The sequence below is a fragment of the Shewanella sp. A22 genome (assembly GCF_053850585.1).
In genome coordinates, this window is the sequence record NZ_JBSQBN010000090.1 from 1 (window position 1) to 19,925 (window position 19,925).

Sequence of the window (19,925 nt, forward strand, 5' to 3'; positions counted from 1 at the left end):
GATGCTGGAGGTAGAGTAACGCAGGAGCTTGTTACCGAGGATCACTATTCGCTTCAATCATCTGCCTTGCCTACAGCACTTTGAACTCCCGCTGAAAGATCACATATTTAATAGGATTGGTATTAATGGCTGTACTGCAGGTTGGAAATGCTCAGTACCACAAAAAAATGGACTAGTAATACTGGCGCCAATATTACCGAAAATAGCCAGTTTCTATGATGAATGTGCGATTATACCGAATATAAGAGATGGACAAGCTGTTGCATTAATTGAGCCTGAAATTGCTTTCATCTTAGGCGAAGATATTGAACCAAACCGCTACTATACTAACAATGAAATTGACCATGCCATCAGCGAGACACACATGGCGCTGGAACTTATTCAACATCACTTTAGTGATGCTCAACTTGCTAGTTTTTGTCAAAAGCTCGCCGATGGCTTAAGTAACCAAGGTCTATTACTTGGCCCTGAAATTGATAAGTCAGTTGCATATCAAGCCAGCCATATCGATATTTTGGTGAGGCAATCACTATTCGTGCAGCAATTTGTCGGTACGCATCCTTGTGATTTACCCCAAAACCCAATGTATTGGCTCGTTAACTATTTAGCCAAATTAGGTATTGGGCTTAGTGCAGGGCAAGCGATAATTGCGGAGTAGTAAAAGTACCATTAGAGACAACAATCAATATTGAATATCAAGATATTGGTCAATTCGATGTGAGATTTTATGACTTATTGGGCTAAAGAGGAAAGTGGATTTTGCGTATTGCCTAATAATGCCATGATACATTATGGTTTTATACTTTCATTCAATATTACGCGGTATGTAAAAAGCGCCTTGAGCGCTTTTTTACGACTGTTGTAGCTGAATAAAAAGCTCTTCTAGCTGTTGGTTTACTGTTTCTGTATCACCAGTTGCTTTTAGGTATGAACGTAAGCCAATGATATTGACTTGCAACTTTTTAGCGACTTGATGCTTATCCAGTTTTGCAGGTAAATCACCCTGTGCTTGGGCTTGCTCAATAATACTAGCAAATCTATGTTCAACTTGAGTTAGTAATCCTCGGGCGATATTCAGAGTTTCTTGGTGTGATTCATCCAGCTCTGATAACGTGCGCATCACCATACATAGTTCACTAGGCACTTCTGCGCAACAAGGCACAATGACACCGCGTAAATACTGCTTTAATCCATCCCATGCGTGGTCATGTTGCTCGACTTTGGCTGTTAAATTATTTGTTGACGTTTGGGCATAGTGAAATAACGTTTGGTGATACAAATCCGCTTTACTGCCAAATGCGGCGTAAATACTACCAGGACGCATGTCCATAGCGGTTTGTATTTCCCGGGTCGAGGTGGCCAAAAAACCTTTTTTCCAAAATAGATTTTTTGCTTTTTCAAGTACGTCTTCGCGATCAAATTTAGAAATATTAGCCATTAGCCCCTCTTTTGTTAGCATTCTATTTTACGATATAGCAGTTACTTATGGCCAGTATATTGTGTTAATTTTTCATTATAAATGGTTATGTTCATGTTGATAAGGTTTATACATGGCTATCAACAACGGATAACGTAAAAATGGTGTCGTTACGACCACACGCCTGTTTCGGTTTTCCCCTGAATTTTCACATCGGCTAGTTTGAACTCTGGCTTGTTTGTGTTTTTAAGCTTAACTTGGTAGTCGCGGGTTAAGTTCACTATGGTTGGCGTGAGCAATATAATGGCACTGATGTTTACTAGTGTCATGAGGCCCAGAGCCATGTCGGCCATGTTCCACACTTCTTTTAATGAGGCGTTGGCTCCCCAATAGACCATGCTTAAATACAATAACGTGTAAATGATCCGACCATAGATATTGTCGAGCTTAAATAAATGCAAATTACTTTCGGCGTAGGCATAATTGGCGACCACAGAAGTAAAAGAAAATAGTGTAATAATGATGGCCACAAACATATCACCACTCATTCCCATATGGTAAGTCATGGCGTTTTGAGTGATCCGAATGCCTTCCATTTCACTGCCAATATTACCTTGAGCCAATAAAATCACAATGGCGGTACAGCTACACAACACCATGGTGTCGATAAACACCCCAAGCATTTGGACATAACCCTGAGCAACAGGATGATTGGGTACGGGGGTGGCACCTGCTGCTGCATGAGGAACACTTCCCGCACCAGCTTCGTTAGAATATAAACCGCGTTGAATACCATTTTTAATTGCCGCTCCCAGCGCTCCAGCGCCAGCTTCGGTTAGTCCAAATGCTGAAGTGAGAATATCCATTAATACGGCGGGGACTTGTTGAATATTGATTAACGTGACGCTGACAGCAGCCAAAATAAACGCGAGCCCCATAAATGGCACCACCAATTCAGCAAAGCGGGCAATACTACGAAGCCCGCCCATCACAATAATACCTGCAATAAAGGTAATTACTGCGCCAGAATACACGCTAGAAATATCAAAAGTATGATTAAGTGCATCTGAGATAGTATTGGCTTGCATAGCACTAAAGCTAATACCGTATCCAAGAAATAAACACAGGGCGAACAATACCGCCAGCCAGGGTTTATTAAGGCCTGCTCGAATGTAGTAAGCAGGTCCTCCTCGGTATTCTTTATGGTCGTCACGGACTTTATATAACTGACCTAAAATACTTTCGGCAAAACCTGTTGCCATACCAAGAAGGGCAATAACCCACATCCAAAAAACGGCACCGCTGCCACCTAAAGATATGGCCATAGCAACACCGGCTAAATTTCCTGTACCCACTCGGGCTGAAAGACCAGTACATAAAGCTTGATATGAACTAATTCCTGATTTATCACCTTGAGTGCTGCCTTTCATCACTTTAAACATATATGCAAAGTGGCGCAGTTGAATAAACCTCAATCTCAATGAAAACCAAATTCCTGCTAGTACTAATACGTAAATTAGTACTTGATATTCGCCCCATAAAACGGTGTTAACGAGCGATACAATGTCATTTATCATTGAGAAACTTCCTTGATTTTATATTACTTTTTAGATTTATTATGATAAATTCTTAAGCTCATAATTCGACACAGTAAGCAGTGAAAGCGAAAAATGTAACAGATAGGAATATGTCGATAAACGTTAGAATATTACCTGTAACGTTCCAGTATTACACTATGTTTTTGAATGGATATGCATTATATTCGTGTTTTTAACGGTTTGCGAGTCGTTTTTCGCGCTCGTTAAACAACAGTTTTTCAGAAAAGCTAACTGAATCACCAAGTGAATATGCCAAGATGAGTTAAATAGCCGTTATTGGTACAACAATTATGTAATAATTTGTCTTATAAAATCCCTCATCTACATCGTTGCAACATTGATTATATGATGGCCGCCTGAAATTAACTCAATAATATACAAAAGGTAATATTAACAATAGCATGGCAAAAATAAACCTCCTTTTTAATGCGAATCAACATCAATTTGCTTTATTGCGTTTAGTTAACTGGTTATTAAAAATTGGCCTGATTGTATTTGCTACCGATTTATTTGGCTTAACAACACCACCGGCAACACTAACGTATATACTTATTGCCGAAGCTTTTTACGTTGGCTTTAGTTATCGTTTTCGACGTTTTTGTCTTGATTACAAATGCTTTTTATTTCTCACCCTAATATTGGATACGCTATTTTGGGCAGCATGGTTATTTTATACTGGCGGCGCCACAAATGCGTTTGTGTCGTTATTATTATTACCCATCGCAATTGCGGCCACGTCATTACCGCGCAGGGCTCCTTGGTGTTTAACGGTATTATCTACTTTGTTATACACCATTATGTTTATCAGAATCCCAGATTTAAGCATGATGCGTCATAATATGTCTTCGGATCATAATATGGGCTCAAGCATGAACATGAGTTCACATTACTTAGGCATGTGGTTTAACTTTGTTATTTCAGCATTAGTATTGACGATCACAGTGGGGTATATCGCCAAGCGCATAAGACAAAAAAATGCTGAATTAGTCTATTTGCGTGAAGGTCAATTGAGGCAAGAAAGATTACTGGCATTAGGAACAGCGTCTGCCCAAATGGCACATCAATTAGCAACGCCACTGTCGACATTACGCCTTTTGTTAGATGAGTTAATTGATGAACTTGGCACTCAATCTTCAGTAAAACACGAGTTACACGATGGCGATAAGCTTAGCCCAAGCAATGATTTGATTAATGAGATGCAACAAGCGCTTATGCGTTGTGAGCAAACGTTATCCGATCTGCGATTAGCGACTGAATCAATTCGAGAACACAATGTAGCCCCACAAAGCATTGATCGTTTAGTGGCAATGTTAACTGAGCAGGTGAGTTTACTGTTACCCGAAACAGATTTGTTAACCAAGATTGAGCCGAACCAAGAGCAAGAGATAATAGCTTCTGATATGAGTTTGCTGCCTGCATTACTCGCATTAATACAAAATGCTGCCCAAGCCAGCTATGAAAAAACACAAACTTCACGTGTCGATCTAATCATTAAACGCGACAATTTAACCCAAATCAGTATTAATATTCGTGATTTTGGTGAAGGTATTTCTAAGACCTTAATCGATAAACTAGGTCATGATGTGATAGATAGCCCAAGAGGAATGGGCATTGCGATATTACTCAGTCATGCAAGTTTTGAACGTTTAGGTGGTCAATTACACTTGCACCACCACGCTGACGGTGGCACTGTTGCGGTAATCACATTACCTCTGGTTATTGAATAACCTTTTGAGAAATGTTACTTCTTCAGCTATTAAGATAACTTGAGAACCCAATGAAAAGACTGTTAATAATTGAAGACGATCATGCCTTAGCTACTGTATTAGTCAGGCGCTTAAGCCGGCATGGTTTTGAATGCAAAACTTGTCAAGATGCAAGTCAGAGCTTATTGATTGCTCGGCATTTTAAACCCAGCCATATTTTGTTGGACATGAAATTAGCTGATTACAATGGTTTGTCTTTAATTAATCCATTAAGGCAACAATTACCACAAGTCCTGATGGTGTTATTAACTGGTTTTGCCAGCATTGCGACTGCAGTTGAGGCGATTAGATTAGGCGCTGATAATTATTTGGCCAAGCCTGTAGATACACAAACGTTATTAAATGCCTTAAATAATGAGCCACAAATGGCTAACAATGAAGATTTTCCCGAGCAACCTCTAACGCCTAAACGGTTAGAGTGGGAACACATCCAACAAGTGTTAGCGACAAACAAGGGAAATGTATCTGAAACTGCACGTCAGTTAGGTATGCACCGAAGAACACTACAGCGTAAATTATTAAAGAAACCGACTGCAGATAACCGTCAATAAAAATTACATAACTTAATCTTTCAGTGAGAGGCGATGATTATCTGAATTGTCGAACATGACATGGTGAATTTTGCCATAAATGAAATCGTAATTATTGTATTTACTGAGGTTTATCGAGTTGAGTAAATGATTACTATGCAATTATTTGATTATCGGTGCTCTTGGACTTAACCATCTCATCAAATTTATAGCCGTTAATACAGCAACATAAATGTCATTCATCATAGAGACAGGTGCAATGCCACGGACTAACTCTACTTATTCAGTTAATACTAAACTGGCATCGTTAATCGGGGGGGGTCCACGGCATTGCACCTGATAATGTGGCGCCTTATACGGCTGTTTATTCAATGACCCAAATCGACTCGGTATTGAATAAGTCATGATTTTGCTCGTGCTCCCCCGTTTTGACAAACACAAATCAAGTAACTGCGACAATGTGCCGCAGTTACGCTGCTAATGGCTATTCAAATGTTATGTTTTTGCTTTTGACACAGAGTATTAAATTATTGTGTGGATACGCTATCACGGTCACCATGAATTTTATGTTGAGATTAAATAAGTTATTGTTTATTAGTGATTATATTTTTTACGGTGACGTAGGTGGTAAAAAAGAGGCTGGCAGGTTTGAACTGTGTCACGTTATTGTCATTTTAATCTTGTTTTTTTGTTATGCGTTATCTCGCATTAGGTTACGTAATGGTTGATCAAAAATGAAATAATCTAATCAGATATTTACTAAATAAGCACTACATTTTATATGGATATAGGCATACATTATTCGCACGATTATGAGTCGTTAGTCATGATATTCAATTAAGTTTAATTGATTGAAGCCCGTGTTGAATAACGCTTTTTGGGGATAATACCGCCTTATGAAAATTGCACTATTTATACCTTGTTTAGTGAACCAAATGATGCCAGATGTCGCCGTCGCAACACTAACTTTATTAGAAAAGTTAGGCCATGAAGTGATTTTTCCTGCGGGACAAACATGTTGTGGTCAGCCGATGACGAACTCTGGTTGCTTTGATGAAGCAAAAAAAACCACACTTAAATTACTTAATGCTTTTAAAGGTGTTGAGTGTGATGCCATTGTCTGTCCTGCCGCGAGCTGCTTAGTTGCTGCAAAAGAGAATTTTCATGAATTTGATGATAGCCAAGAGGCAAAAGATGTCATCAATAAACTTTATGAATTGACAGAGTTTCTACACGATGTTGCACCAATTAAATCATTTACTCGTCCAATTGCAGCCAAAATAAGTATTCAAATGAGCTGTCATGGTATCCGTATGCTGAGTTTAGCTACGCCAACGGAACAAATGGGCAAACGTTTTAATAAGGTTGAAGCCGTGTTATCACACATTGATGGGCTTGATATTGTCTATCCAGAACGCATTGATGAGTGTTGTGGCTTTGGTGGCACATTTGCGGTTGATGAAGGTTCAGTATCGGCTAAAATGGGCAAAGATAAAGCCCAAGCTCATGCCGATACTGGAGCTAAATATATTGTGGGCTTTGACCCTTCATGCTTAATGCATTTAGATGGCACAATTCGCCGCCAGAAATTACCGATAGAAACCCGTCACATTGCCCAAATTATTAATGATGCACTTTAGGAGCTACTATGACTGAATTATATTCTGCATCTGGTTCAAAGGTGCATGCACATAAAGCTGATATTTTTTGTCGCGATGAAACTCGCGTCGATTGGCACTCTAAAGCTCTTTGGGCACTGCGAGCAAAGCGCGATCGCGCCGCTGGTAGCTTGCCAGAGTGGGAGCAACTAAGACTTTTAGGTTCACAAATAAAACTTCACACGTTAAGTCACTTGGCTTATTACCTTGAGCAATTTGAACAACAATGTTTAAGCAATGGGATTAAAGTGCATTGGGCAAAAAATGCTCAGCAACATAATGAAATTGTTCATAGTATTTTGGCCAAACATCAAGTCAAGAAGTTAGTTAAGTCAAAGTCGATGTTAACCGAAGAATGCCATATGAATCCGTATCTAGAGCGCCACGGAATTGAAGTGGTCGATACCGATTTAGGTGAACGGATTATTCAGTTAGCACATATGCCACCTTCGCACATTGTTGTGCCTGCTATTCACATGAAAAAAGAAGAAGTGGGTGAGTTATTTCATCAGCAGTTAGGTACTAAAGCGGGTGAGTCCGATCCATTATATTTAACCCGAGCTGCGCGGGCGCACTTAAGAGAGAAGTTTCTCACTGCTGATGCGGCTATGACTGGCGTGAATATGGCGATTGCCGATCAAGGCGCTATTGTTGTTTGCACTAACGAAGGTAATGCCGATATGGGTGCTAACTTACCTAAGTTGCAGTTGCACTCAATGGGTATCGATAAAGTGCTTCCTGACATGGATTCTGCAGGTGTGTTATTACGCACCTTGGCTCGTAATGCGACAGGGCAACCTATCACAACCTATTCGTCTTTTTATCGCGGTCCACAAGTTGATGGTGAGATGCATGTGATCATCGTCGATAATGGTCGAACTGACATGATGAAGGATAAAATTTTAGCTGAGTCATTAAAATGTATCCGTTGTGGTGGCTGTTTAAATACTTGTCCTGTGTATCGTCGTTCAGGTGGCTACAGTTATAATTATACCATCCCAGGTCCTATCGGCATTGCTGTTGGCGCGAAACACGATGAAACTAATTCTATTCCATGGGCTTGTACCTTATGTGGTAGTTGTACTTATGTGTGTCCAACGATGGTACCGTTAGATAAAATTATTGCTCATCATCGCCGCTTAAAAGCGGAAGCAAAAACATTACCTTATGGTAAAAGCGGTTATATGCCATTAGTTGGGCGCTTTATGGCCAATGAAACATTGATGAATACTTCAATGTCTGCCGCAAGACTAGCATTGCGGGTATTACCGGGCAGTTTACTCAAACCATTTAGTGGTGCATGGGGTAAATATCGCGAATTACCTGTCGCACCTCAATCAAGCTTTGCCAGCTGGTATAACAAAAATAGGAACCGTTAATATGTCGAATAAACAGAGTATTCTATCTGCATTATCACAATCGGCATTAGAGCAACATGTCATGCCCGAAATTAATGTTGTGCCTAATAATGAAGACCTTATCGGACAATTTTCTGCAAGCTTGCAGACTGTTGCGGGGACACTTCATCAAGATGGTGGTTTAGCCTCGCTTCAAAAGGCTGTCGATGATTTGGTTGCACAAAACTTTCAAGTTATCTCATTAATGGAAGGCATTAAAGCCAATCGCCAAGTGCCAGCAATTGCTCATCAATTAGCTGATATTGATTATGCTGTCATTCCTGGCGAAATAGGGGTTGCTGAAAATGGTGCGATTTGGGTGAATCAACCTAGCCATAGGGTCACACCATTTATATGCGAAAACCTTATACTGGCCATACCTAGAGATAGCATTGTAGCCAATTTGCATCAAGCGATGAACCAAGTATCACTTAATCAAGGTGACTTAGGTCTATTTATTGCTGGTCCGTCTAAAACGGCTGATATTGAACAAGCATTGGTGGTTGGGGCGCATGGTGCCTGTAGCTTAAATGTGTATTTGTATTAGTCATTAGGGGTTATTTACTGGGATGCCATTGACAGATAATGTCAGTGGCATTATTGCTTTCGTTAATCATGTTCAATAGACCTTACATCACGTTGGCTGTGTCATTGTTCCAAGCTTTCACATGGTTAAAACAAGTCAAAGATGGTTGCTGCACGTTGTTGTATAAATTCAATAAATAATTTAACTTTCAAAGGTTGTTGACGACGTTGATGGTACAACACACTGATCCGGCGATGTTCACCTGTCCATTCTGGTAATACATTAACGAGTTCGCCATTCAAAAGTTGTTGTTTAACAAATAATTCAGGTCCATATAAAATCCCACCATCACCAACAGCAGCTCGCACTGCACCATGTAAATCACCTAAGGTTAATTTGGCTGGGCCATCATAGTAAAACTGTTCACCACTGCGTTTTTTTAAGGTCCAGTTAAACAGTGGCCATACTTTAATCAACTGATGTTGTGATAATTGATTAGGATGATGTAAGTCATCCACCTGTTGTAAATATTGTGGCGACGCATATAAACCATAATTTAATACACCCAACGACGTTGAAACCCAAGATGAGTCAGGTTGAGCTCCACCAACAATGGCGACGTCAACACCCTCATCAATTAAATCAATAGTGCTGTTATTTTGAGTGATGTGCAGTTGGATGTTGGGATGAAGTTTAGAAAAGTCATTAATTGCCTCGATTAATATCATTGAGGTAATTGAAATTGGTGTCGAAATTCTTAAGGTGCTTTGAGGCTCATTAATTGCTTGACCACATAAGTCGTCAAATTGCGCCACAATATTGTGGTAACGATCAAATAATGCACCGCCTTCTTCTGTTAAACGCAATTTTCGAGTACTGCGCATAATCAATTGTGTATTTAAACTGTGCTCTAGTTTACTGACTTTACGGCTAACGGTTGCAATCGGTAACGCCAACTCTTGCGCTGCTGATGAGAAGCCTCCTGCATTCACAACATGGACAAACAAATGGATTAACTCAAGTTGGCAGGCTAAATGTTGGCTCATTAAGAGACCCTTATTTTATCAATTTTGAATGTCTATTTTAGTTGACCGAGCAAAGTTGTCACAAGCTTGTTATGTAAAAGCTTGGTGTTAGTAATATTAGCATGAGCTGAGCTATGGTTTTCCTGATTGAGTGCACAAATTAGCAATTGCTAACACTTTAGGGTGATTTTGAATTATTGTCGACAACAATGTCATATTTAGGTTGTAACAAGCCATTAAAGTGCTATATTGTCGACAACTTGTTTTGGTTTTCTCATTTTAAACCTAAGGTCAGACCATGAATCAGCCTATTACTGCAGCAGACAAAACCTTTTTAGCGCTTCGCGATGATATTGTCGAAGGGCGCATTCAAGCAGGCTCTAAGTTAAGTGAAACTGAATTGTCGACAAAATATGCTGTTAGTAGAGCGGTTATTCGTGAAGCTATTAACCGATTAGAGTCATGCCATATTGTTGAGCGCAAAGCCAATGTCGGCGCTCGCGTGGTCGCGTTATCTCCTCAAGGGTTGATAGAACTCTATCAAGTACGAGAGTCACTTGAAGGAATGGCGGCTCGTTTGGCGGCAAAAAACATGACTGATGATGAAATTGCCGATTTAAATGCTTTATTGCAATCACACTTTGATGAAGTGAAGGGTGGTGAGTCTTATTACCAAGAAGCAGGTGATGTTGATTTTCATTATCGCATCATTCTAGGCAGCAAAAACAAACACTTAATTTCAATGTTATTTGATGGTATTTACCATTTAGTGCGCATGTATCGTGTACAACTTGGCATGGCTGGACCACGTGTAACGACAGCTTATGATGAACACAAGCATATTGTTCAAGCCATTTTAAACCGCGATGCCGAATTAGCCGAAATGTTAATGCGTCGTCATATTATGTATTCACAGAATAGTATTGAACACAAATTAGCGTAACAACTTATCAGTGGCCTATAGCGCCTACAGTGTTAATTGTATAGAGGGAAATATCATGAGTGCAGGTAAAAAATTTCGTCAAGCATTAGCTAATAATAAACCACTACAAATAGTGGGTGCCATTAACGCTTATGCCGCGATGATGGCAAAACAAATTGGACATCAGGCGATTTATTTGTCGGGTGGTGGCGTGGCTAATGCTTCTTATGGTTTGCCTGATTTAGGCATGACATCGTTAAATGACGTGTTGGTTGATGTGCAACGTATTACGTCTGCGTGTGATTTACCCTTGCTGGTGGATATTGATACTGGTTGGGGTGGGGCATTTAATATTGCTAAGACTATCCGTGATATGGAAAAAGCTGGTGCAGCAGCCGTACACATGGAAGATCAAGTGGCACAAAAACGTTGTGGTCATCGTCCCAATAAAGAAATTGTCCCAGTAGAGGAAATGGTTGATCGCATCAAAGCGGCTGTTGATGCCCGTGTCGATCCAGACTTTTTCATTATGGCCCGTACAGACTCATTTGCTCAAGAAGGTCTTGAAGCGGCTATTGAGCGTGCTAAGGCCTATGTTGCAGCAGGCGCAGACGGGATTTTTGCTGAAGCCATAAAAACTGAAGCGCATTACAGAGCATTTTCTGAAGCTCTTGATGTGCCTATATTGGCTAATATTACAGAATTTGGCCAAACAGAATTATGGAATAAGCAACAATTAGGCGAGTGGGGCGCTGCAATGGTGTTATATCCATTAAGTGCATTTCGTGCGATGAATAAAGCCGCTGAAACGGTTTACAGTGCTATATTAACCGATGGCGATCAAAAAGCAGTTGTTGGTAGTATGCAAACACGTATGGATTTGTATGACTACCTTGGATATCACGACTACGAACAAAAATTAGATAGTTTATTCGCCCAAGGTAAAAATAAATAACCATATTAATAACAATACACACATACCCTACAAGCGTGTGGTCATGATGGGACCACTCGGCAAGCATAAGAAGGAAGATATATCATGGTAGACAAGAAATTATCAGGCGCAGGATTACGTGGACAAAGTGCTGGCGAAACAAAACTATGCACTGTGGGCAAATCAGGTTCAGGCTTGACCTATTGTGGTTACGATGTGTCAGATTTAGCCGATAACGCAACTTTTGAAGAAGTGGCCTATTTATTATTTAATGGCGAACTACCCACTCAAGCGCAATTAAGTGCTTATAAAAATGAATTGTTTGCGCAGCGTGATTTACCCGATGCGTTAAAAGCTGTCTTAAAATTAGTGCCAGCAGATGCGCATCCAATGGATGTAATGCGTACAGGTTGCTCTTTCTTGGGTAATCTTGAACCTGAAGTAGATTTTACTCAACAGAACAAAGCTGCTAACCGTTTATTAGCCGCATTTCCTGCCATCATGTGTTATTGGTATCGTTATAGCCATGATGGGGTTGAAATTGATTGCACCACAGATGAAGACTCTCTTGGTGGTCACTTTCTTAAACTGCTTAATGGTGAAACGCCATCAGCTCAGCATCGTAAAGTCATGGACGTGTCGCTGATTTTATATGCAGAACATGAATTTAATGCATCTACCTTTACTGCACGTGTTTGCGCATCAACTTTGTCTGATATGTATTCGTGTGTCACTGGCGCCATTGGTACTTTACGGGGCCCATTACATGGCGGTGCTAACGAAGCTGCAATGGATATGATCCAAAAATTTAGTTCGCCAGACGATGCTAAAGTCCAAATGGCATTAATGTTAGAGCGTAAAGAAAAAATTATGGGTTTCGGCCATGCTATTTACCGTGACTCAGATCCTCGTAACGTAATCATTAAAGCCTGGTCTGAAAAACTAGCTCATGAAAATGGCGATACATCTTTATACGATATCTCTGTTGCTTGTGAAGAGTTTATGTGGGACACAAAAAAACTTTTTTGTAATGCAGATTTTTTCCACGCATCGGCTTATCACTTTATGGGCATACCAACTAAATTGTTTACCCCCATTTTTGTCTGTTCACGGTTAACAGGTTGGGCTGCTCACGTAATGGAGCAACGTTCAAACAACCGCATTATTCGCCCAAGTGCTGACTATGTTGGTAGCGAGCCTCGTAAAGTCGTGCCAATTAGCCAGCGCTAATCCACTTGCCGAGCTATCAATATAGTTCGGCTTTAATAAAACTTTGTATGTAATGTGGATGTTGTTATGAATATTAATTATCGTAAACCTTTGCCAGGCACCCAACTGGATTATTTTGATACCCAAGAAGCCGTAGATACTATTGAGCCCGGAGCTTATGCCAAACTTCCTTATTGTTCTCGTGTATTTGCCGAGAATCTAGTGCGTCGTTGTTCTCCTGACATGCTGGTTGACTCGTTAAAACAACTTATCGAGCGTAAACGCGATCTTGATTTTCCGTGGTTTCCTGCACGTGTTGTTTGTCACGATATTTTAGGCCAAACCGCATTGGTTGATTTAGCCGGTCTTCGTGATGCGATTGCCGAGAAAGGCGGGGATCCATCAAAAGTAAATCCTGTCGTTCCCACTCAGCTTATTGTCGATCATTCTTTAGCTGTAGAGCATGCAGGCTTTGAAAAAGATGCGTTTGAGAAAAACCGCGCAATTGAAGACCGACGTAATGAAGATCGGTTTCATTTTATTAACTGGACTAAAACGGCCTTTAAAAATGTTGATGTTATCCAACCGGGTAACGGTATTATGCACCAAATTAACTTAGAAAAAATGTCACCAGTTGTCCATGCGCTTGATGGTGTCGCTTTTCCTGACACTCTAGTGGGCACAGACAGCCATACACCACATGTTGACGCATTGGGAGTAATAGCCATCGGTGTGGGAGGGTTAGAAGCAGAAAGCGTGATGTTAGGCCGTGCTTCTTATATGCGTTTACCGGATATTATAGGTGTTGAAATAACTGGCAAACCGCAACCTGGTATTACCGCAACCGATATTGTGTTGGCGTTAACCGAATATTTACGCGCGCAAAAAGTGGTGTCGTCATACCTTGAGTTTTATGGCGAGGGCACAACGCATTTAACCCTTGGCGACCGTGCAACTATTACTAATATGACACCAGAATATGGCGCGACCGCCGCGATGTTTTATATTGATAAACAAACTATCGATTATCTTACATTGACAGGACGTGATGACACTCAAGTTAAGCTCGTTGAAACCTATGCGAAACAAGCCGGATTATGGGCTGATACGCTTACAGATGCAGTGTATGAGCGAGTACTGCAATTTGATTTGTCTTCTGTCGGTCGTAATATAGCAGGGCCATCAAACCCGCATAATCGCGTGCCTACTTCAGAATTGGCCGCCCGAGGTATTAGTGGTGTGGTTGAAAATGAACCAGGAAAAATGCCAGACGGTGCAGTAATTATTGCAGCCATCACCAGTTGTACCAATACCAGTAATCCACGTAACATGATTGCCGCAGGACTATTGGCTCGTAATGCTAATGAGCGTGGCTTGTTACGCAAACCTTGGGTTAAATCATCCTTAGCTCCTGGTTCTAAAGCGGTGCAGCTGTATTTAGAAGAAGCAGGTTTATTACCTGAGCTTGAAAATTTAGGTTTTGGCATTGTTGGCTTTGCCTGTACAACTTGTAACGGTATGAGCGGTGCGCTAGATCCGGTTATTCAACAAGAAGTGATAGATCGTGACTTATATGCCACTGCAGTATTGTCTGGTAATCGTAACTTCGATGGTCGGATCCATCCCTACGCAAAACAGGCATTTTTAGCCTCACCACCACTTGTGATTGCTTACGCCATTGCTGGTACGATCCGTTTTGATATTGAAAAAGATATTTTAGGCATCGATAAGCAAGGACAAGCGGTCACATTAAAAGACATTTGGCCAACTGATGAAGAAATTGATGCTGTTGTGAAAAAAAGCGTTAAACCAGAACAGTTCCGTAAAGTGTACGAGCCAATGTTCGATATTAAAGTCGAATACGGCAGTCACGTTAACCCACAATATGACTGGCGTCCACAGAGTACATATATTCGTCGTCCGCCATATTGGGAGGGGGCATTAGCTGGGGTGCGTACCATGAAAGGTATGCGTCCGTTAGCCGTACTGGGTAATAATATTACTACCGATCATTTATCGCCATCCAACGCGATCATGCTTGACAGTGCTGCGGGTGCATATTTGCATAAAATGGGTTTACCAGAAGCCGACTTTAACTCATATGCCACTCACCGAGGTGATCATTTAACGGCGCAACGTGCCACGTTTGCTAATCCAAAGCTGTTTAACGAAATGGTGCTTGAAAATGGTAAAGTGAAGCAAGGATCACTGGCGCGCATAGAGCCAGAAGGTAAAGTTACTCGCATGTGGGAAGCCATCGAAACCTATATGGATCGCAAGCAACCATTAATTATTATCGCTGGCGCTGATTATGGCCAAGGTTCGTCACGAGACTGGGCCGCTAAAGGTGTGCGTCTAGCTGGCGTTGAAGTGATTGTTGCTGAAGGCTTTGAGCGTATTCACCGCACTAACTTAGTTGGTATGGGCGTGTTACCGCTTGAGTTCACTGCAGGCCATAATCGTCATACTTTTCATATTGATGGCACCGAAACTTATGATGTGGTAGGCGAACGTCAGCCTGGTACCATGTTATCAGTCGTAATGACGCGTAAGAATGGAGAGCAAGTGACAATTCCCGTTAAGTGTCGTTTGGATACTGCTGAAGAATGCTCTATCTATGAAGCTGGTGGCGTACTACAACGCTTTGCCCAAGACTTTTTAGCAAACGAAGCAGCAAGTTAATTAGCGTGCAATTATCTAGCTTAATCGGTCGTTGATAACGATAAACGACCGATTTACTGAATTTACATTCTAGGATGAAGTTATGGTTCATTTACCACAAATTAGAATACCTGCTACTTATATGCGGGGCGGTACGAGTAAAGGCGTTTTTTTTAGCTTAACAGATTTACCTCAAGCCGCCCAAGTGCCGGGGACCGCACGTGATACTTTATTACTTCGAGTGATTGGTAGTCCCGATCCATATGCTAAACATACCGATGGCATGGGGGGAGCAACGTCCAGTACTAGCAAAACAGTGATCTTATCTAAAAGTAACCAGGCTGAACACGATGTTGATTATTTATTCGGTCAGGTCTCTATTGATAAGCCGTTTGTTGATTGGAGTGGTAACTGCGGCAATTTAACCGCTGCAGTGGGGTCATTTGCTATTAGTAATGGGTTAATCGATCCAAGTCGCATCCCTCACAATGGCACCGCTGTGGTGCGTATTTGGCAAGCTAACATTAGCAAAACTATTATTGCTCATGTACCAATAACCAATGGTGAAGTTCAAGAAACGGGTGACTTTGAGCTTGATGGGGTGACGTTTCCTGCCGCTGAAGTGCAAGTCGAGTTTTTAGACCCCGCGGATGGTGAAGGGGCAATGTTTCCAACAGGAAATGTGGTTGATCAACTTGACGTACCTGGGATAGGGCGTTTGCAAGCGACCATGATAAATGCGGGCATACCAACCATTTTTATCAATGCTATCGATATTAATTATCTTGGGACTGAACTGCAAGATAACATTAATAATGATGATAACGCTTTAGCAATGTTTGAAACAATTCGTGCCTACGGTGCGGTAAAAATGGGCTTAATTAATCATGTTGATGACGCAGCCGCACGTCAGCATACACCGAAAGTGGCCTTTGTTGCGCCCCCTGCGCAGTATGATTCTTCAAGTGGCAAAACGGTCACCATCAATGATATTGACCTAGTGGTGCGTGCACTTTCTATGGGGAAGTTGCATCATGCCATGATGGGGACTGCAGCGGTGGCAATTGGAACCGCCGCGGCAATTCCTGGTACTTTAGTAAATCTTGCAGCAGGCGGTGGAGAGCGAAGTTCTGTACGCTTTGGTCATCCCTCAGGCACCTTAAAAGTAGGTGCCGAAGCGCAGTTAATTGACGGTCAATGGCAAGTAAAAAAAGCCATTATGAGCCGCAGTGCTAGGGTATTAATGGAAGGTAAAGTTAGGGTTCCGCAATAAACGTGTTATTCACTTAATCATAAAACCTCAGCAGTTGCTGAGGTTTTTGTTTTAGTGGCCATAAAATAAAAGACATATTTGTAAGGTTTACGCTTTAGTATCTGATTTTTATCATTTTAATATAAATTGTAAATGATGAGTTGTGGTTGTTTAGATAAGATATTTACCCATCAAACTTTCAAATGGTATAAAATGTGAAGTCGATCAAAAAAAGCTTGATCCCATAGATAAATTAGTATGTTATATGCTGAATTTTGCCAGCTACATTGCTTAGTGCAAACATACAAATGTCGTGTAAATAGGGTTAATAATATTGTCATCAAAAAGAGTATAGATTGTGATATTGATATAGTGCGCTAGGCGTTTTTACCATGCTAAGTACCAAAGACAGGCACATAAAAGTTATTAAAACACGATACGAACGTGAACCTTATTGCTATTTTGAGTTAATTAGAGCAACAAGAGTAATATAAAAGGAAATCATTATGGTTGAACACATTACAGGTATGCTTGCTTTAATTGGCGTGCTGTCGCTATTGTGTCAATGGGTTGGTTGGAAATTACATTTACCAGCCATTTTACCACTTTTATTATGTGGTTTACTGTTAGGACCTGGATTAGGGATATTAGATCCTGATGAAATCTTTGGCGATTTATTGTTTCCTATCATTTCGTTAGGCGTTGCGGTCATCCTTTTTGAGGGGGCCCTGACGCTTAATTTTAAAGAAATAAAAGAGCATGGACGAATGGTGACAAATCTTGTCACCATTGGCGCTTTTATTACTTGGGCATGTATCGCTCCTGCAGCGCATTTTATTTTAGGATTCGACTGGGCTATTGCCATGCTATTTGGTGCATTGGTAGTTGTGACGGGACCAACAGTTATTGTGCCAATGCTACGTACAGTACAACCCAAATCTAACCTCGCCAGTATATTACGTTGGGAAGGTATTGTGATTGATCCTATTGGTGCCTTACTTGCTGTTTTAGTGTTCGAATACATCGCGGTTACAGCGGATCCAACTTCGCATGTTTTACATGCTTTAGGATTAACCTTATTGCTCGGTTTTGGTTTAGGTGCAGCAGCAGGTTTTTTAACCGGCTTAGCCATTAGAAAAAACTTATTTCCACATTATTTACGTAACACCGCAGTGCTGACGATCATGCTTGGAATATTTGTTGGCTCAAATATTGTTCAAGAAGAATCAGGATTATTAACTGTAACCGTAATGGGAATTTGGTTAGCCAACATGCGTGGTGTTGACATTGCAGACATTCTTGAGTTTAAAGAAACCCTTACCGTACTGCTCATTTCTGCGCTATTTATTTTGCTAGCTGCCCGTCTAGATTCTGGTGCCATGTTAGACCTTGGCTTTGGTGGTTTAGGTGTGTTACTTGTGGTGATGTTTATTGCTCGGCCTTTGAGTATTTGGATTTCAGGCTTGGGCACCAGTTTATCGTCAAAAGATAAGTGGTTTCTAAGTTGGGTAGCTCCGCGCGGTATTGTCGCAGCTGCCATTTCTTCATTATTTGCCATCAAGTTAGAATCTGTTGGTTTAGAAGGTGCAAGTTCAATTGTCCCCTTAGTTTTCTTGATCATTATTGGTACGGTGGTTATTCAAAGTTTAACGGCTGGACGCTGGGCTACGTTTTTGGGGGTAAAAGAAGGGTCTAATCAAGGATTGCTAATCTTTGGAGCATCTAAATTCTCCCGTGAATTAGCATCTATTTTAATTTCGAAGAATATTAAGGTTATTCTTGCCGATAATAACTGGGACAGTATTCGCCAAGCACGTATGGATAATATTCCAGTGTATTTTGGTAATCCAGCTTCTGAGCATGCATCAAACTATATGGATCTCAGTGGCATTGGCCGAGTCTTGGTCATGTCTCCCTATCGTCAGTTAAATCCATTGGTGACATTTCACTTTCAAGATTTAATGGGAACAGAAAAAGTCTATGGTTTAAACAACGCTGATAGCGCGAGTGCACGTCATCAGTTGTCTGAATCATATTTAAAACGCTTATGCTTATTCGGTGAAAATATTTCATACGCTAAAATTGCCACCTTAATGGCAAAAGGGGCAGTCTTAAAAATTACTAATATCACCGAAAACTTTACTTTTTCACATTTTAAAAAACGTTATGGTGAAACAGCTATGCCTTTGGTTTATTTAACTAAAGAAGGTAAAGTAAGAGTGATATCTGGTGTCGAAGTGGCTGAGTTACCTGTGGGGATTGAGTTAATCAGTTTATTGCCACAAGAGGCACAAGACCAAGCTGTTATTCAGCGAGCGCTCGATGATGAAGCGGAGCGTAAAGCAAAAGAGTTAGCCGAAGTGGAAGCCAAGGCTGCAGCCGAAGCGCGTGCCATTCGTGAAGCGCAAGAAGCAGAACAACGTGCAATTGATAAAGCACGTAAAAAAGAGGAAGAACTTGCACAGTTTGAGCGAGATGAAAAGACTCGCTTGTTGGCAGAAGAAGAAGCTGAATTAGTGAAACAAGAGGCATCAGAGCAAGCTAAAGAATTAGCCGCCGACAAGAAAGCCAAGCACGCGAATGCTTCCGCTGAATCAAATATGGTTGATGTGCTGCCAGCCAAAGAAAAATCAGAATAATAAAGGTAACTTCGTCGGTGACAAGTTAATTGTAAATATTCGGCCCTCAAAGAGTTACTGTGCGAGGTTGGGATAAAATATAAAAAGGCTTAGCAAAGATTTGCTAAGCCTTTTATATTAACAATAATTGATATAAAACAAGTCATACCAATCCTATTAAATATGTGATCTTTCAACGGGAGTTCAAAGTGCTGTAGGCAAGGCAGATGATTGAAGCGAATAGTGATCCTCGGTAACAAGCTCCTGCGTTACTCTACCTCCAGTATCTGACCGCCATGGATGGTGGGAATGTCTTATTTTTTATGGAAAAAAATAGACCATGCAGTCGTATTTTGAAAGCATCTAACGAAGCATAAAGGACTTTGAAACCCGCCAGAATGGAGTCTCTCAG

The 19,925-nt window shown here is 40.9% G+C and carries 15 protein-coding genes; 12 read left to right on the top strand and 3 right to left on the bottom strand.

Going from position 1 to position 19,925, the window contains the following annotated elements; translation table 11 throughout:
* Positions 1–28 precede the first annotated feature (28 nt).
* On the top strand, positions 29–658 hold the full coding sequence (locus ACWXWT_RS14880; RefSeq protein WP_456042362.1) for a hypothetical protein: 630 nt from the start codon (positions 29–31) through the stop codon (positions 656–658).
* A 192-nt stretch (positions 659–850) separates the two neighbouring features.
* Here the strand turns inward: ACWXWT_RS14880 and ACWXWT_RS14885 are convergent, their stop codons facing one another.
* Positions 851–1,438 carry a TetR/AcrR family transcriptional regulator gene (locus ACWXWT_RS14885; protein ID WP_456042363.1) on the bottom strand — a complete coding sequence of 196 codons (588 nt, stop codon included), beginning with the start codon at positions 1,436–1,438 and terminating at the stop codon, positions 851–853.
* A 149-nt stretch (positions 1,439–1,587) separates the two neighbouring features.
* Positions 1,588–2,994, bottom strand: coding sequence for an alanine/glycine:cation symporter family protein (locus ACWXWT_RS14890; protein WP_456042364.1), 1,407 nt, complete (start codon positions 2,992–2,994; stop codon positions 1,588–1,590).
* A 422-nt stretch (positions 2,995–3,416) separates the two neighbouring features.
* Between ACWXWT_RS14890 and ACWXWT_RS14895 the strand changes: the two genes are divergently transcribed.
* From ACWXWT_RS14895 to ACWXWT_RS14915, 5 genes are all read left to right on the top strand, one after another.
* Positions 3,417–4,742 carry an ATP-binding protein gene (locus ACWXWT_RS14895; protein WP_456042365.1) on the top strand — a complete coding sequence of 442 codons (1,326 nt, stop codon included), beginning with the start codon at positions 3,417–3,419 and terminating at the stop codon, positions 4,740–4,742.
* Positions 4,743–4,792: 50 nt separating this feature from the next.
* Positions 4,793–5,332, top strand: coding sequence for a response regulator transcription factor (locus ACWXWT_RS14900; protein ID WP_456042366.1), 540 nt, complete (start codon positions 4,793–4,795; stop codon positions 5,330–5,332).
* 875 nt (positions 5,333–6,207) lie between these two features.
* Complete coding sequence (locus ACWXWT_RS14905) at positions 6,208–6,951, top strand: (Fe-S)-binding protein (protein ID WP_456042367.1); 744 nt, start codon at positions 6,208–6,210, stop codon at positions 6,949–6,951.
* A gap of 8 nt (positions 6,952–6,959) precedes the next feature.
* Positions 6,960–8,348, top strand: coding sequence for a lactate utilization protein B (locus ACWXWT_RS14910; RefSeq protein ID WP_456042368.1), 1,389 nt, complete (start codon positions 6,960–6,962; stop codon positions 8,346–8,348).
* A 1-nt stretch (position 8,349) separates the two neighbouring features.
* Positions 8,350–8,913 carry a LutC/YkgG family protein gene (locus ACWXWT_RS14915; RefSeq protein ID WP_456042369.1) on the top strand — a complete coding sequence of 188 codons (564 nt, stop codon included), beginning with the start codon at positions 8,350–8,352 and terminating at the stop codon, positions 8,911–8,913.
* 125 nt (positions 8,914–9,038) lie between these two features.
* On the opposite strand, the gene ACWXWT_RS14920 is transcribed toward ACWXWT_RS14915, so the two are convergent.
* The gene (locus ACWXWT_RS14920) at positions 9,039–9,938 is read right to left on the bottom strand and encodes a LysR family transcriptional regulator (RefSeq protein WP_456042370.1); all 900 of its coding nucleotides are present in this window, start codon (positions 9,936–9,938) and stop codon (positions 9,039–9,041) included.
* Positions 9,939–10,215: 277 nt separating this feature from the next.
* Between ACWXWT_RS14920 and ACWXWT_RS14925 the strand changes: the two genes are divergently transcribed.
* The 6 genes from ACWXWT_RS14925 (at position 10,216) to ACWXWT_RS14950 (ending at position 19,534) form a co-directional block, all read left to right on the top strand.
* Positions 10,216–10,860, top strand: coding sequence for a GntR family transcriptional regulator (locus ACWXWT_RS14925; RefSeq protein WP_456042371.1), 645 nt, complete (start codon positions 10,216–10,218; stop codon positions 10,858–10,860).
* Positions 10,861–10,915: 55 nt separating this feature from the next.
* The gene (prpB, locus tag ACWXWT_RS14930) at positions 10,916–11,794 is read left to right on the top strand and encodes a methylisocitrate lyase (RefSeq protein ID WP_456042372.1); all 879 of its coding nucleotides are present in this window, start codon (positions 10,916–10,918) and stop codon (positions 11,792–11,794) included.
* An 84-nt stretch (positions 11,795–11,878) separates the two neighbouring features.
* On the top strand, positions 11,879–13,003 hold the full coding sequence (prpC, locus tag ACWXWT_RS14935; RefSeq protein ID WP_456042373.1) for a bifunctional 2-methylcitrate synthase/citrate synthase: 1,125 nt from the start codon (positions 11,879–11,881) through the stop codon (positions 13,001–13,003).
* Between the two features lie 66 nt (positions 13,004–13,069).
* On the top strand, positions 13,070–15,664 hold the full coding sequence (gene acnD / locus ACWXWT_RS14940; protein WP_456042374.1) for a Fe/S-dependent 2-methylisocitrate dehydratase AcnD: 2,595 nt from the start codon (positions 13,070–13,072) through the stop codon (positions 15,662–15,664).
* Positions 15,665–15,746: 82 nt separating this feature from the next.
* On the top strand, positions 15,747–16,916 hold the full coding sequence (gene prpF / locus ACWXWT_RS14945) for a 2-methylaconitate cis-trans isomerase PrpF (RefSeq protein ID WP_456042375.1): 1,170 nt from the start codon (positions 15,747–15,749) through the stop codon (positions 16,914–16,916).
* Positions 16,917–17,401: 485 nt separating this feature from the next.
* Positions 17,402–19,534: a cation:proton antiporter domain-containing protein gene (locus tag ACWXWT_RS14950; RefSeq protein WP_456042376.1), complete on the top strand. Its 2,133-nt coding sequence runs from the start codon at positions 17,402–17,404 to the stop codon at positions 19,532–19,534.
* The last annotated feature ends 391 nt before the right edge of the window (positions 19,535–19,925 follow it).